Consider the following 13,093-nt stretch of genomic DNA (forward strand, 5'->3'; position numbering starts at 1 on the left):
GGATCGGAGGAGAACAAGAGATGACTACCCACTACATCGCCGGCCAGTGGCAGGCGGGCGAGGGCGCTACCCTGGAATCCCTCGACCCGGTCAGCCAGGCCGTGGTCTGGAGCGGCCGCGCCGCCAGCGCTGCACAGGTCGACACCGCCGTGGCCGCCGCCCGCGCCGCCTTCCCGGCCTGGGCGCGGCGCCCGCTGGAAGAGCGCATCGCCGTGCTGGAAGCCTTCGCCGCCACCCTCAAGGCGCGCAGCGACGAGCTGGTCCGGGCGATCGGCGAGGAAACCGGCAAGCCGCTGTGGGAAGCCAGCACCGAAGTCACCAGCATGGTCAACAAGGTGGCCATCTCGGTCCAGGCCTACCGCGAGCGCACCGGCATCAAGAGCGGCCCGCTGGCCGACGCCACGGCCGTGCTGCGCCACAAGCCGCACGGGGTGGTCGCGGTGTTCGGCCCCTACAACTTCCCCGGCCACCTGCCCAACGGCCATATAGTGCCGGCGCTGCTGGCCGGCAACTGCGTGATCTTCAAGCCCAGCGAACTGACGCCCAAGGTCGCCGAGCTGACCGTCCGCGCCTGGATCGACGCCGGCCTGCCGGCGGGCGTGCTCAACCTGGTGCAGGGCGCCCGCGACACCGGCGTGGCCCTGGCTGCGCACGCGGACATCGACGGCCTGTTCTTCACCGGCTCCAGCCGCACCGGCAATCTGCTGCACAGCCAGTTCGGCGGCCAGCCGCAGAAGATCCTGGCGCTGGAGATGGGCGGCAACAACCCGCTGATCGTCGATGAAGTGAAGGACATCGACGCCGCCGTCTACACCATCATCCAGTCCGCCTTCATCTCCGCCGGCCAGCGCTGCACCTGCGCGCGGCGCCTGCTGGTACCGGCGGGCGAGTGGGGCGACGCCCTGCTGGCGCGCCTGGTGGCGGTGACCGCGAGCATCAAGGTCGGCCGCTTCGACGAACAGCCGGCGCCCTTCATGGGCTCGGTGATCTCCCTGGCCGCCGCCGAGCACCTGCTCAAGGCCCAGGAGCACCTGCTGGCCAACGGCGCCGTGGCCCTGCTGGCCATGTCCCAGCCGCTGGAAGGCGCGGCCCTGCTGACCCCCGGCATCCTCGACGTGAGCGGCGTGGCGCAGCGCCCGGACGAAGAATTCTTCGGCCCGCTGCTGCAGGTCATCCGCTACGGCGATTTCGACGAAGCCGTGCGCGAAGCCAACGCCACCCAGTACGGCCTGGCCGCCGGCCTGCTGTCCGATTCCCGCGAGCGCTTCGAGAGCTTCCTGCTCGACAGCCGCGCCGGCATCGTCAACTGGAACAAGCAACTGACCGGCGCCGCCAGCAGCGCGCCCTTCGGCGGTATCGGCGCCTCCGGCAACCACCGCCCGAGCGCCTACTACGCCGCCGACTACTGCGCCTATCCGGTGGCTTCGCTGGAAAGCGAAAGCCTTGCCCTGCCTGCAACCCTGACTCCGGGAGTGAGCCTGTGATGACCGCCTATGAAATGAACTTCGACGGTCTTGTCGGCCCGACGCACAACTACGGCGGCCTGTCCTACGGCAACGTCGCCTCGCAGAGCAACAGCCAGGTGGCGTCCAACCCGAAGGAAGCCGCCAAGCAGGGCCTGGCGAAGATGAAGGCGCTGATGGAGATGGGCTTCAAGCAGGGTGTGCTCGCCCCGCAGGAACGCCCGGCCGTGGCGTCGCTGCGGGCCCTCGGCTTCAGCGGTAGCGATGCCGAAGTCATCGCCAAGGCGGCCAAGGAAGCCATGCCGCTGCTCGCCGCGGTCAGCTCGGCCTCCTGCATGTGGACGGCCAATGCCGCCACCGTCAGCCCCAGCGCCGACACCGCCGATGGCCGCGTGCACTTCACCGCGGCCAACCTGAACTGCAAGTTCCACCGCTCCATCGAGCACCCGGTCACCAGCCGCATCCTCGGCGCCATGTTCCGCGACGAGAAACACTTCGCCCACCACGCGGCGCTGCCGGCGGTGGCGCAGTTCGGCGACGAGGGCGCGGCCAACCACACGCGCTTCTGCAAGGGCTACGGCGAGGCCGGCGTGGAGTTCTTCGTGTTCGGCCGCAGCGCCTTCGACAGCCGCTTCCCGGCGCCGCAGCGTTACCCGGCGCGGCAGACCCTGGAAGCCTGCCAGGCGGTGGCCCGCCTGCACGGCCTGGGCGAGGAGGGCGTGGTCTACGCCCAGCAGAACCCGGCGGTGATCGACCAGGGCGTGTTCCACAACGACGTGATTTCCGTGGGCAACGGCGAGGTGCTGTTCTACCACCAGGACGCCTTCCTCGACACCGACAAGGTGCTGGCCGAGCTGGACGCCAAGCTGGGCCGCCGTGGCGGCCGCTTCCAGCCGGTCTGCGTGCCGGGCGACCAGGTGAGCGTGGAAGACGCGGTCAGGTCCTACCTGTTCAACAGCCAGCTGCTCAGCCGCGCCGACGGCAGCATGCTGCTGATCGTCCCGGAAGAGTGCCGGCAGAACGAGCGCGTGTGGAACTACCTGTCGCGCCTGACCGCCGAGGGCGGGCCGATCCGCGAAGTGAAGGTCTTCGACCTCAAGCAGAGCATGCAGAACGGCGGCGGCCCGGCCTGCCTGCGCCTGCGCGTGGCGCTCAACGAGGCCGAGCTGGCCGCGGTGAACCCGGGCGTGGTCATGACCCCGGCGCTGTACGACACCCTGGTGGCCTGGGTCGACAAGCACTACCGCGACCGCCTGTCCGAAGCCGACCTGGCCGACCCGCAGTTGCTGGTGGAGTGCCGGACGGCATTGGATGAACTGAGCCGGATCCTTAAACTGGGCTCCGTCTATCCCTTCCAGATGAGTTGAACATCATGACCACCGAAAGCCTTCCGCTGATCCTCGAAGACGCCACCGGCGCCCGTCGCGAGACCCACAGCGCCCGCCTGGCCATCCGCCTGGAGGGCCGCGACCTGTGGCTGGAGGCCGACGGCAAGGGCGGCCTGCTGATCTACGCCGAGTCCTTCGAGGAGGACACCGAGGTACCGCTGCTGGTGGTCCGCCCGCAGGCGGTCAACCAGCTCAGCCTGAGCCTGGAGCTGGAGGCCGCCGAAGTCCACGAACATGGTCCAGACTGTGGATGTGACCATCACTGATCGCAGGGGCCGCCGCCCGCAGGTGCCGGCGGCCAACCGGGAGACCCGCGCATGCTAGCACTGGGCAAGCTGCTCGACCTGACCCTCGTCGGTCGCGAGCCGACCGAGAAGATCCAGCTCACCGCCGACGGCACGCGCCTGCACTGGCTGGCCGAAGGCGCCCTCGAGGTGACCCCTGCCAGCGGTCGCGACAACGGCCTGGACCTGCTGCTCTCGGCCGGCATCCACGGCAACGAGACGGCGCCCATCGAGCTGCTCGACCGCCTCGTCCAGCGCATCGCCCGCGGCGAGCTGAAGCCGGCGGCGCGCCTGCTGTTCCTGCTCGGCAACCCGGAAGCCATGCGCCGTGGCGAGCGTTACCTGGAACAGGACATCAACCGCCTGTTCTGCGGCCGCCACGAGGACGGCAGCGGCAGCGAGGCTCTGCGCGCCGCCGAGCTGGAACGCCTGGCCGCGGCCTTCTTCGCCCGCGACGGCCGCCAGCGCCTGCACTACGACCTGCACACGGCGATCCGCGGCTCGAAGATCGAGCAGTTCGCCCTCTACCCCTGGAGCGAGGGCCGCGAGCATTCCCGCGCGGAGCTGGCGCGCCTGCGCAGCGCCGGGATAGACGCGGTGCTGCTGCAGAACAAGACCGGCATCACCTTCAGCTCCTACACCTACAGCCGTCTGGGCGCCGAGGCCTTCACCCTGGAACTGGGCAAGGCGCGGCCGTTCGGGCAGAACCAGGTGGTCAACCTGGGCCGCCTGGAGGCGCTGCTGCAGGTGCTGGTCGACGGCAGCGAGGCGCCGGTGGAGGAGGGCGGGCTGGACGGCCTGCAGCTGTTCGCCGTGTCCCGCGAGGTGATCAAGCACAGCGACCACTTCCGCCTGCACCTGGACGACGCCGTGGACAACTTCACCGAGCTGGACCATGGCTACCTGCTCGCCGAGGACATCGGCGGCACCCGCTGGATCGTCGAAGAGAAAGGCGCGCGCATCATCTTCCCCAACCCGCGGGTGCGGAACGGCCTGCGCGCCGGCATTCTCGTGGTGCCCACCAAGCTCTGAGCGCCCGGCGTTTGGGCGCTGCCCCACCCACGTCATTCCCCTGTAGGAGCGCGCCCTGCGCGCGAAATCGCGGGCAGGGCCCGCTCCTACAGGTTGGCGGGAGGCACGGCATTCCTCCCATCGTAGGAGCGGACCTTGTCCGCGATAGCTGAAATCACCGGCGCGATTCGCGGATGAGATCCGCTACGCTGCGCCACCCACGCCATTCCCCTGTAGGAGCGCGCCCTGCGCGCGAAATCGCGGGCAGGGCCCGCTCCTACAGGTTGCCGGGAGGCACGGTATTCCTCCCCCCGTAGGAGCGGACCTTGTCCGCGATAGCCGGACGTCCCGGCGCGATTCGCGGATGAGATCCGCTCCTACGCTGCGCCACCCACGCCATCCCCTGTAGGAGCGCGCCCTGCGCGCGAAATCGCGGGCAGGGCCCGCTCCTACAGGTTGCCGGGAGGCACGACATTCCTCACGCCGTAGCGGACCTTGTCCGCGATAGCCGGACACACCGGCGCGATTCGCGGATAAGATCCGCTCCTACTCTGTTCCACCCACGCCATTCCCCTGCCCGCGAAGAGCTGCCTTCCGAGCCTTGTCCCCAGGCAGCCAAGCACATAGCATCGGGCTCTTTCCCCGCGTTCCAGGAGCCCCGTCATGTCCGTCATCGACCTTCGCAGCGACACCGTCACCCTGCCCAGCGCCGGGATGCGCGAGGCCATGGCCCGGGCCGAGCTGGGCGACGACGTGTATGGCGAGGACCCCACCGTCAACCGCCTGGAGGCCGTCCTGGCCGAACGCCTGGGTTTCGAGGCCGGGCTCTTCGTGCCCAGCGGCACCATGAGCAACCTGCTCGGGCTGATGGCCCACTGCGAACGCGGCGACGAGTACATCGTCGGTCAGCAGGCCCACACCTATAAATACGAAGGCGGCGGCGCCGCGGTGCTCGGCTCCATCCAGCCGCAGCCCATCGAGGGCGAGGCCGACGGCTCGCTGGACCTGGCCAAGGTCGAGGCGGCCATCAAGCAGGACGACTTCCACTTCGCCCGCACCCGCCTGCTGGCGCTGGAAAACACCATGCAGGGCAAGGTCCTGCCGCTGGCCTACCTGGCCGCCGCCCGCGAGCTGACGCAGCGCCGCGGCCTGGCCCTGCACCTGGACGGCGCGCGCCTGTACAACGCCGCGGTCAAGCTGGGCGTGGACGCCGGCGAGATCACCCGCCACTTCGATTCCGTCTCGGTGTGCCTGTCCAAGGGCCTGGGCGCGCCGGTGGGCTCGGTGCTGTGCGGCAGCGCCGGGCTGATCGGCAAGGCCCGGCGCCTGCGCAAGATGGTCGGCGGCGGCATGCGCCAGGCCGGCGGGCTCGCGGCGGCCGGGCTGTACGCGCTGGACCACCAGGTGCAGCGCCTGGCCGAGGACCACGCCAACGCCGAAACCCTCGGCCGCGGCCTGGCGGACCTGGGCTACGCCGTCGAGCCGGTGCAGACCAACATGGTCTATGTCGACCTCGGCGAGCGTGCCGCGGCCCTGCGCGACTTCCTCGGCGAGCGCGGCATCCGCGTCAGCGCCGCCCCGCGCCTGCGCCTGGTTACTCACCTGGACGTGAAAACCGCGGACATTCCCCGTATCGTCGAGGCTTTCGCCGCCTTTCGTCGCGACTGACTAGGATAGAGGCGCAATAGCTGCCATCTATCGTAGAAACACACTGTACCCGGTGCGCAGGGCCGATATAATGCGGCCCTTTGCCGGCGATTCGTGGCCGCATTTTTCCGTGGAAGAACCTATGAAAAGCGCTGAAATCCGTGAAGCCTTCCTCCGCTTCTTCGAAGAGAAGGGGCACACCCGCGTAGCGTCCAGTTCGCTGATTCCGGCGAACGACCCGACCCTGCTGTTCACCAACGCCGGCATGAACCAGTTCAAGGACTGCTTCCTCGGCCTGGAAAAGCGCGCCTACACCCGCGCCACCACCAGCCAGAAGTGCGTCCGCGCCGGCGGCAAGCACAACGACCTGGAAAACGTCGGCTACACCGCGCGCCACCACACCTTCTTCGAAATGCTGGGCAACTTCAGCTTCGGCGACTACTTCAAGCGCGACGCCATCCACTACGCCTGGGAATTCCTCACCTCGGACAAGTGGCTGAACCTGCCCAAGGACAAGCTCTGGGTCACCGTCTACGCCAGCGATGACGAGGCCTACGACATCTGGACCCAGGAAGTCGGCGTGCCCGCCGAGCGCATGGTGCGCATCGGCGACAACAAGGGCGCCCCCTACGCCTCCGACAACTTCTGGGCGATGGGCGACACCGGCCCCTGCGGCCCCTGCACCGAGATCTTCTACGACCACGGCGCCGACATCTGGGGCGGCCCGCCCGGCTCCCCGGAAGAGGACGGCGACCGCTACATCGAGATCTGGAACAACGTGTTCATGCAGTTCAACCGCACCGCGGACGGCGTCATGCACCCGCTGCCGGCGCCGAGCGTGGACACCGGCATGGGCCTGGAGCGCATCAGCGCCGTGCTGCAGCACGTCCACTCGAACTACGAGATCGACCTGTTCCAGAGCCTGCTCAAAGCCTCCGCCGAGGCCATCGGCTGCGCCAACGACGACGCGCCGTCGCTGAAGGTGGTGGCCGACCACATCCGTTCCTGCAGCTTCCTCATCGCCGACGGCGTGCTGCCGTCCAACGAGGGCCGCGGCTACGTGCTGCGCCGCATCATCCGCCGCGCCTGCCGCCACGGCAACAAGCTGGGCGCCAAGGGCAGCTTCTTCCACAAGATCGTCGCTGCCCTGGTGGCCGAGATGGGCGAGGCCTTCCCCGAGCTCAAGCAGCAGCAGGCGCACATCGAGCGCGTGCTCAAGACCGAGGAAGAGCAGTTCGCCAAGACCCTGGAGCAGGGCCTGAAGATCCTCGAACAGGACCTGAACGAGCTGAAAGGCAGCGTCATCCCCGGCAACGTGGTGTTCAAGCTGTACGACACCTACGGCTTCCCGGTGGACCTGACCAACGACATCGCCCGCGAGCGCAGCCTGACCCTCGACGAGGAAGGCTTCGAGCGCGAGATGGAGGCCCAGCGCGAGCGCGCCCGTTCCGCCAGCGCCTTCGGCATGGACTACAACGCCCTGGTCAAGGTCGACGGCGACACCCGCTTCCTGGGCTACCAGGGCGTGTCCGGCGCCGGCCAGATCATCGCGCTGTTCAAGGACGGCAAGGCCGTCGAGAAGCTCAATGAAGGCGAGGAGGGCGTGGTCGTCCTCGACCAGACGCCGTTCTACGCCGAATCCGGCGGCCAGGTCGGCGACTGCGGCACCCTCTCCGGCGCCGGCGTGCGTTTCGACGTGCGCGACACCACCAAGGCCGGCGGCGCCCACCTGCACCACGGCATCGTCGCCCAGGGCAGCCTGAGCGTCGGCGCCGCGGTCAAGGCCGAGGTCGATGCCAGCGTGCGCCAGGCCACCGCGCTGAACCACTCCGCCACCCACCTGCTGCACGCCGCGCTGCGCCAGGTGCTGGGCGACCACGTGCAGCAGAAGGGCTCGCTGGTGGACAGCCAGCGCCTGCGCTTCGACTTCAGCCACTTCGAGGCCATCAAGCCCGAGCAACTGAAGCAGCTGGAAGACATCGTCAACCGCGAGATCCGCGCCAACAGCGTCGTGGAAACCGAAGAGACCGACATCGACACCGCCAAGGCCAAGGGCGCCATGGCGCTGTTCGGCGAGAAGTACGGCGACCAGGTGCGCGTGCTGACCATGGGCGGCGGCTTCTCCGTCGAACTGTGCGGCGGCACCCACGTCGGCCGCACCGGCGACATCGGCCTGTTCAAGATCACCAGCGAAGGCGGCGTGGCCGCCGGCGTGCGCCGTATCGAGGCGGTGACCGGCGCGGCTGCGCTGGCCTACCTCAATGGCGCCGAAGAGCAGCTCAAGGAAGCGGCCGGCCTGGTCAAGGGCAGCCGCGACAACCTGCTGGACAAGCTCGCCGGCCTGCTGGAGCGCAACCGCCAACTGGAGAAGGAGCTGGAGCAGCTCAAGGCCAAGGCCGCCAGCGCCGCCGGCGACGACCTGGCCGGCTCGGCCGTGGACGTGGCGGGCGTGAAAGTGCTGGCCGCGCGTCTCGACGGCCTGGACGGCAAGGCGCTGCTGGCGCTGGTCGACCAGTTGAAGAACAAGCTGGGCAGCGGCGTGATCCTGCTCGGCGGCGTGTTCGAGGAGAAAGTGGTGCTGGTCGCCGGGGTGACCCAGGACCTGGCCGCCAAACTCAAGGCCGGCGACCTGATGAAGCAGGCCGCGGCAGCCGTGGGCGGCAAGGGCGGCGGTCGCCCTGACATGGCCCAGGGCGGCGGCACCGACGCCGGCAAGCTGGACGAGGCCCTGGCCCTGGCCAAGGCCTTCGTCGAACAGGGCCGGTAAGCACCGGCAAGGCCAGGCCCGCGGCGCGCCCGGCGGGCCTTGGCAAGGGGCAGCGATGTCTGTCTAATGGGCGCCCTTCAGGAATCAGGCGGCTTTTGAAATGGCTTTGATCGTACAGAAGTTTGGAGGGACCTCCGTCGGCACCGTCGAGCGTATCGAGCAGGTAGCCCAGAAGGTGAAGAAATTCCGCGAGGCGGGTGACGATATCGTGGTGGTGGTTTCCGCCATGAGCGGCGAGACCAACCGCCTGATCGGCCTGGCCAAGCAGATCATGGACCAACCGGTTCCGCGCGAACTGGACGTCATGGTCTCCACCGGCGAGCAGGTGACCATCGCCCTGCTGAGCATGGCCCTTATCAAGCGCGGCGTGCCGGCGGTTTCCTACACCGGCAACCAGGTGCGCATCCTGACCGACAGCGCGCACACCAAGGCGCGTATCCTGAGCATCGACGACGCCAACATCCGCGCCGACCTCAAGGCCGGCCGCGTGGTCGTGGTCGCCGGCTTCCAGGGCGTGGACGAGCACGGCAGCATCACCACCCTCGGCCGCGGCGGCTCCGACACCACCGGCGTGGCCCTGGCCGCGGCGCTGAAGGCCGACGAGTGCCAGATCTATACCGACGTCGATGGCGTCTACACCACCGACCCGCGCGTAGTGCCGCAGGCCCGCCGACTGGACAAGATCACCTTCGAGGAAATGCTGGAAATGGCCAGCCTCGGCTCCAAGGTGCTGCAGATCCGCTCGGTGGAGTTCGCCGGCAAGTACAATGTTCCGCTGCGCGTGCTGCACAGCTTCCAGGAGGGTCCGGGCACCCTCATTACCCTTGATGAAGAGGAATCCATGGAACAGCCGATCATCTCCGGCATCGCCTTCAACCGCGACGAAGCCAAGCTGACCATCCGTGGCGTACCGGATACCCCCGGGGTGGCCTTCAAGATCCTCGGGCCGATCAGTGCCGCGAACATCGAAGTCGACATGATCGTGCAGAACGTCTCGCACGATAACACCACCGACTTCACCTTCACCGTGCACCGCAACGACTACCTGGCCGCCCTGGAAATCCTCAAGCAGACCGCCGCCAACATCGGCGCGCGCGAAGCCACCGGCGACACCAACATCGCCAAGGTCTCCATCGTCGGTGTCGGCATGCGTTCCCACGCCGGCGTCGCCAGCCGCATGTTCGAGGCGCTGGCCAAGGAGAGCATCAACATCCAGATGATCTCCACCTCGGAAATCAAGGTGTCCGTGGTCATCGAGGAAAAATACCTGGAGCTCGCGGTGCGCGCCTTGCACACTGCCTTCGAGCTGGATGCCCCGGCCCGCCAGGGCGAGTAAGAGGGCATCATGCAAAAGGCGCGGCTCATCCCGCGCCTTTTGTCGTTTTTGACCGGGCCGCCGGAACTTTCATTCCGCGCGGACTGGTCAATACTTGGGTGAAGGAGCACACACTTGATATTCAGTGGCTCTGCCGCCATTTCTTTTTTTTGCAGACTGCTTATCCGAAACACGAAAGGAGAAAGGAATGCTGATTCTGACTCGCCGGGTCGGAGAGACCCTGATGGTTGGTGATGACGTCACTGTGACTGTGCTGGGCGTCAAGGGAAATCAGGTGCGCATTGGCGTGAACGCGCCGAAGGAAGTCGCTGTTCACCGCGAAGAGATCTACCAGCGCATCCAGAAAGAGAAAGACCAAGAACCAAACCATTAATTTTTCTATAAAAAATTCTTTGCAAACGGGGAAAACATGGATATCATGCGCCCCGTGTTGCGGAGAGGTGGCCGAGTGGCCGAAGGCGCTCCCCTGCTAAGGGAGTACACCTCAAAAGGGTGTCGGGGGTTCGAATCCCCCCCTCTCCGCCATTTGCACGTTCTGCTGCGAATGACGAGTCAGGTAGCTAAGCTACTGAAAAGATTGAAAAATCTGTTTGACACGTCTGAATGTTCGGACTAGAATTTGCGCCCCATCAGCGCACTCATAGCTCAGCTGGATAGAGTACTCGGCTACGAACCGAGCGGTCGGAGGTTCGAATCCTCCTGAGTGCGCCACTACACAGGCGGTACGCGAAAGCGGACGCCAGCAGCGACGAAAGGCCTCGGCCCGAGAAGCTGCACCAGTTGGTGAACCTGGCTAAACTGCACCAACCAGCGCACTCATAGCTCAGCTGGATAGAGTACTCGGCTACGAACCGAGCGGTCGGAGGTTCGAATCCTCCTGAGTGCGCCATCTACCGAAAGGGCCTGCAGCAATGCAGGCCCTTTTTCTTTGTCCGCATTTTTCCAAGTCGGCCAGGCTCAGCGCCGCTTGCGCGTCGCCTTGCCCTGCACGCAGCCGAACTCGTCGAAGGTCACCGTGCGCCGGCCCTGGCCGGGCCTGGCGTCGTAGTGGTAGCGCTGCCGGTCATCCAACTGGCTGATCCGGTCCGGGCGGCCGAAGGCGCTTTCCACATCCGCGCGGGTCATGCCGGTGCGGATGCGTTTCTGCAGGATCGCGGTGCGTCTTTCCCGGTCGTCGAGGCGGTTGCCGCAGCCGTCCTCGCGCTCGCCGACCACCACCAGCGGCGTGTCGGATGGCATGCGCCGGCTCTCCTGGGAAGGGCGGGCGAGGGGCACCGGCCTGCCGCTGCCCGGCGTCGGGTTGTGCGCGCGCTGCCGGCTTTGCGCCTGGCCCGGCGGGCAGCCATGCTGGTGGAAGCTGACACGGCCATCGGCGGCCTCGCAGCGGAACGGCGTGGCGGCGGGATTGTCCATTGGCATGAGGGCGAGCAGCGGGAGCAGCAGGCAGTGCAGGGGCGACAGGCGCATCTCCGATCCTCCGTGACAGGGTTGCATGCAGCCTATCCCGCCTGGCCTCCGCGAAATTTCCGGGTGTCTCGACAGGTTTTTCCGGCGTCTGTGATAGCCAGTGAAGTAACCCTCAACTTTGTGCCGCAAGCGATTGTTCTAGCCGCTATTTTGTAACGCTGAACAGGCTCCGGAGTGTTATCATTTCTCCTATCTGCCCGATATGGGCGCGTGGGCACACCACCATGGACTTACCCAGTAGTTACCCAGAACCCCGATTGCCTCAACACGACCTGATGTTTTAAGCCCCCGTGCGCGCTCCGCCGCTGGGGGTGGAGCGTGCTATGACCGAAGTAGAAGCCAAGAAGCCGCAGGAAAGCCTGCAGGACCGCCTGAACCAGGTGGTCGAGCTGCTGAACAAGCACAAGCTGGTCGAAGACCTGGCGCACCGCCAGGAGGGCCAGCACCAGGACCTCGTCGAGAACCTGGTACACCGGCAGAACCTCGCCGAGCTGCAGCGCAAGCTCGATGACCTGCACCCCGCCGACATCGCCCACATCCTCGAATCGCTGCCGCTGGGCGACCGCCTGACGGTCTGGCAGCTGGTCAAGGCCGAGCGCGACGGCGACATCCTCCTCGAAGTTTCCGACGCCGTCCGCGAGACGCTGATCGCCGACATGGACGATCACGAGATCCTCGCCGCGGCCAAGGAGATGGACGCCGACGAACTCGCCGACCTGGCGCCGGAACTGCCGCGCGACGTCGTCCACGAGCTGATGGAAACCCTCGATGCGCAGCAGCGCGAGCGCGTGCGCTCGGCGTTGTCCTACGAGGAAGACGAAGTCGGCGCGCTGATGGACTTCGAGATGGTCACCATCCGCGACGACGTCAGCCTGGAAGTGGTGCTGCGCTACCTGCGCCGCCTGAAGGAGTTGCCGGGGCATACCGACAAGCTGTTCGTGGTCGACTACGACGGCCTGCTCAAGGGCGTGCTGCCGATCAAGCGCCTGCTGGTCAACGACCCGGACAAGCAGGTGGCCGAGGTCATGGCCACCGACCCGGTGACCTTCCAGCCCGACGAGGACGGCTACGACGCCGCCCAGGCGTTCGAGCGCTACGACCTGATCTCTGCCCCGGTGGTGGACAAGAACGGCAAGCTGATCGGCCGCCTGACCATCGACGAGATGGTCGACCTCATCCGCGAGGAGAGCGAGACCGAAGTGCTGAACATGGCCGGTCTGCGCGAGGAGGAAGACATCTTCGCCTCGGTGTGGAAGTCGGTACGCAACCGCTGGACCTGGCTGGCCACCAACCTGATCACCGCCTTCGTCGCCTCGCGGGTGATCGGCCTGTTCGAAGGCTCCATCGAGAAGCTGGTGGCGCTGGCCGCGCTGATGCCCATCGTCGCCGGCATCGGCGGCAACTCGGGCAACCAGACCATCACCATGATCGTCCGCGCCATCGCCCTGGACCAGATCCAGACCAGCAACGCCACGCGCCTGCTGCGCAAGGAGCTGGGCGTGGCGCTGGTCAACGGCCTGGTGTGGGGCGGGGTGATAGGCGTGGTGGCCTTCTACCTGTACGGCAACTGGGAGCTGGGCGTGGTGATGACCGCGGCCATGACCCTCAACCTGCTGCTGGCGGCGCTGGCGGGGGTGCTGATTCCGATGACGCTGCTGCGCCTGGGGCGCGACCCGGCGATGGGATCCAGCGTGATGATCACCGCCATGACCGACAGCGGCGGGGTTTTT

The 13,093-nt window shown here is 67.0% G+C and carries 10 protein-coding genes and 3 tRNA genes; 12 read left to right on the top strand and 1 reads right to left on the bottom strand.

Annotated features, from left to right (window positions below):
- The first annotated feature begins 20 nt into the window (after positions 1-20).
- From astD to RN02_RS09710, 11 genes are all read left to right on the top strand, one after another.
- Positions 21-1,484, top strand: a complete 1,464-nt coding sequence (astD, locus tag RN02_RS09660) for a succinylglutamate-semialdehyde dehydrogenase (RefSeq protein WP_043314239.1) — start codon at positions 21-23, stop codon at positions 1,482-1,484.
- Positions 1,484-2,830 (top strand): N-succinylarginine dihydrolase, encoded by a 1,347-nt coding sequence (gene astB / locus RN02_RS09665; RefSeq protein ID WP_043314240.1) that lies wholly within the window; start codon positions 1,484-1,486, stop codon positions 2,828-2,830. Before astD ends, astB begins: the two co-directional genes overlap by 1 nt.
- A gap of 5 nt (positions 2,831-2,835) precedes the next feature.
- Positions 2,836-3,117: a hypothetical protein gene (locus tag RN02_RS09670; protein WP_009620763.1), complete on the top strand. Its 282-nt coding sequence runs from the start codon at positions 2,836-2,838 to the stop codon at positions 3,115-3,117.
- A 51-nt stretch (positions 3,118-3,168) separates the two neighbouring features.
- Positions 3,169-4,167: a succinylglutamate desuccinylase gene (astE, locus tag RN02_RS09675; RefSeq protein WP_043314241.1), complete on the top strand. Its 999-nt coding sequence runs from the start codon at positions 3,169-3,171 to the stop codon at positions 4,165-4,167.
- 642 nt (positions 4,168-4,809) lie between these two features.
- Positions 4,810-5,814, top strand: coding sequence for a low-specificity L-threonine aldolase (gene ltaE / locus RN02_RS09680; RefSeq protein ID WP_009620768.1), 1,005 nt, complete (start codon positions 4,810-4,812; stop codon positions 5,812-5,814).
- 121 nt (positions 5,815-5,935) lie between these two features.
- Positions 5,936-8,560: an alanine--tRNA ligase gene (gene alaS, locus RN02_RS09685; protein WP_043314242.1), complete on the top strand. Its 2,625-nt coding sequence runs from the start codon at positions 5,936-5,938 to the stop codon at positions 8,558-8,560.
- Between the two features lie 100 nt (positions 8,561-8,660).
- On the top strand, positions 8,661-9,896 hold the full coding sequence (locus RN02_RS09690; protein ID WP_043314243.1) for an aspartate kinase: 1,236 nt from the start codon (positions 8,661-8,663) through the stop codon (positions 9,894-9,896).
- A gap of 187 nt (positions 9,897-10,083) precedes the next feature.
- Positions 10,084-10,269 carry a carbon storage regulator CsrA gene (gene csrA / locus RN02_RS09695; protein ID WP_003085981.1) on the top strand — a complete coding sequence of 62 codons (186 nt, stop codon included), beginning with the start codon at positions 10,084-10,086 and terminating at the stop codon, positions 10,267-10,269.
- Positions 10,270-10,330: 61 nt separating this feature from the next.
- Positions 10,331-10,421: transfer RNA gene (locus RN02_RS09700), tRNA-Ser, on the top strand.
- Positions 10,422-10,530: 109 nt separating this feature from the next.
- A tRNA-Arg gene (locus RN02_RS09705) sits at positions 10,531-10,607 on the top strand.
- Positions 10,608-10,708: 101 nt separating this feature from the next.
- Positions 10,709-10,785 (top strand) — tRNA-Arg (locus tag RN02_RS09710).
- 68 nt (positions 10,786-10,853) lie between these two features.
- Here RN02_RS09710 and bamE read toward each other — a convergent pair.
- A complete protein-coding gene (gene bamE, locus RN02_RS09715; RefSeq protein ID WP_043314244.1) occupies positions 10,854-11,363 on the bottom strand; it encodes an outer membrane protein assembly factor BamE domain-containing protein in 510 nt (169 codons plus the stop codon).
- A gap of 323 nt (positions 11,364-11,686) precedes the next feature.
- Between bamE and mgtE the strand changes: the two genes are divergently transcribed.
- Positions 11,687-13,093: magnesium transporter (gene mgtE / locus RN02_RS09720; RefSeq protein WP_043314245.1), on the top strand; the 1,407-nt coding region annotated here is incomplete at its 3' end.

The sequence above is a fragment of the Pseudomonas sp. PI1 genome, assembly GCF_000812405.1.
Classification (GTDB): Bacteria; Pseudomonadota; Gammaproteobacteria; order Pseudomonadales; family Pseudomonadaceae; genus Pseudomonas; species Pseudomonas citronellolis.

Coding starts and splice junctions, on each gene's coding strand:
- astD (WP_043314239.1), top strand. CDS start 21: ATGACTACCCACTACATCGCCGGCCAGTGGCAGGCGGGCGAGGGCGCT.
- astB (WP_043314240.1), top strand. CDS start 1,484: ATGACCGCCTATGAAATGAACTTCGACGGTCTTGTCGGCCCGACGCAC.
- RN02_RS09670 (WP_009620763.1), top strand. CDS start 2,836: ATGACCACCGAAAGCCTTCCGCTGATCCTCGAAGACGCCACCGGCGCC.
- astE (WP_043314241.1), top strand. CDS start 3,169: ATGCTAGCACTGGGCAAGCTGCTCGACCTGACCCTCGTCGGTCGCGAG.
- ltaE (WP_009620768.1), top strand. CDS start 4,810: ATGTCCGTCATCGACCTTCGCAGCGACACCGTCACCCTGCCCAGCGCC.
- alaS (WP_043314242.1), top strand. CDS start 5,936: ATGAAAAGCGCTGAAATCCGTGAAGCCTTCCTCCGCTTCTTCGAAGAG.
- RN02_RS09690 (WP_043314243.1), top strand. CDS start 8,661: ATGGCTTTGATCGTACAGAAGTTTGGAGGGACCTCCGTCGGCACCGTC.
- csrA (WP_003085981.1), top strand. CDS start 10,084: ATGCTGATTCTGACTCGCCGGGTCGGAGAGACCCTGATGGTTGGTGAT.
- bamE (WP_043314244.1), bottom strand. CDS start 11,363: ATGCGCCTGTCGCCCCTGCACTGCCTGCTGCTCCCGCTGCTCGCCCTC.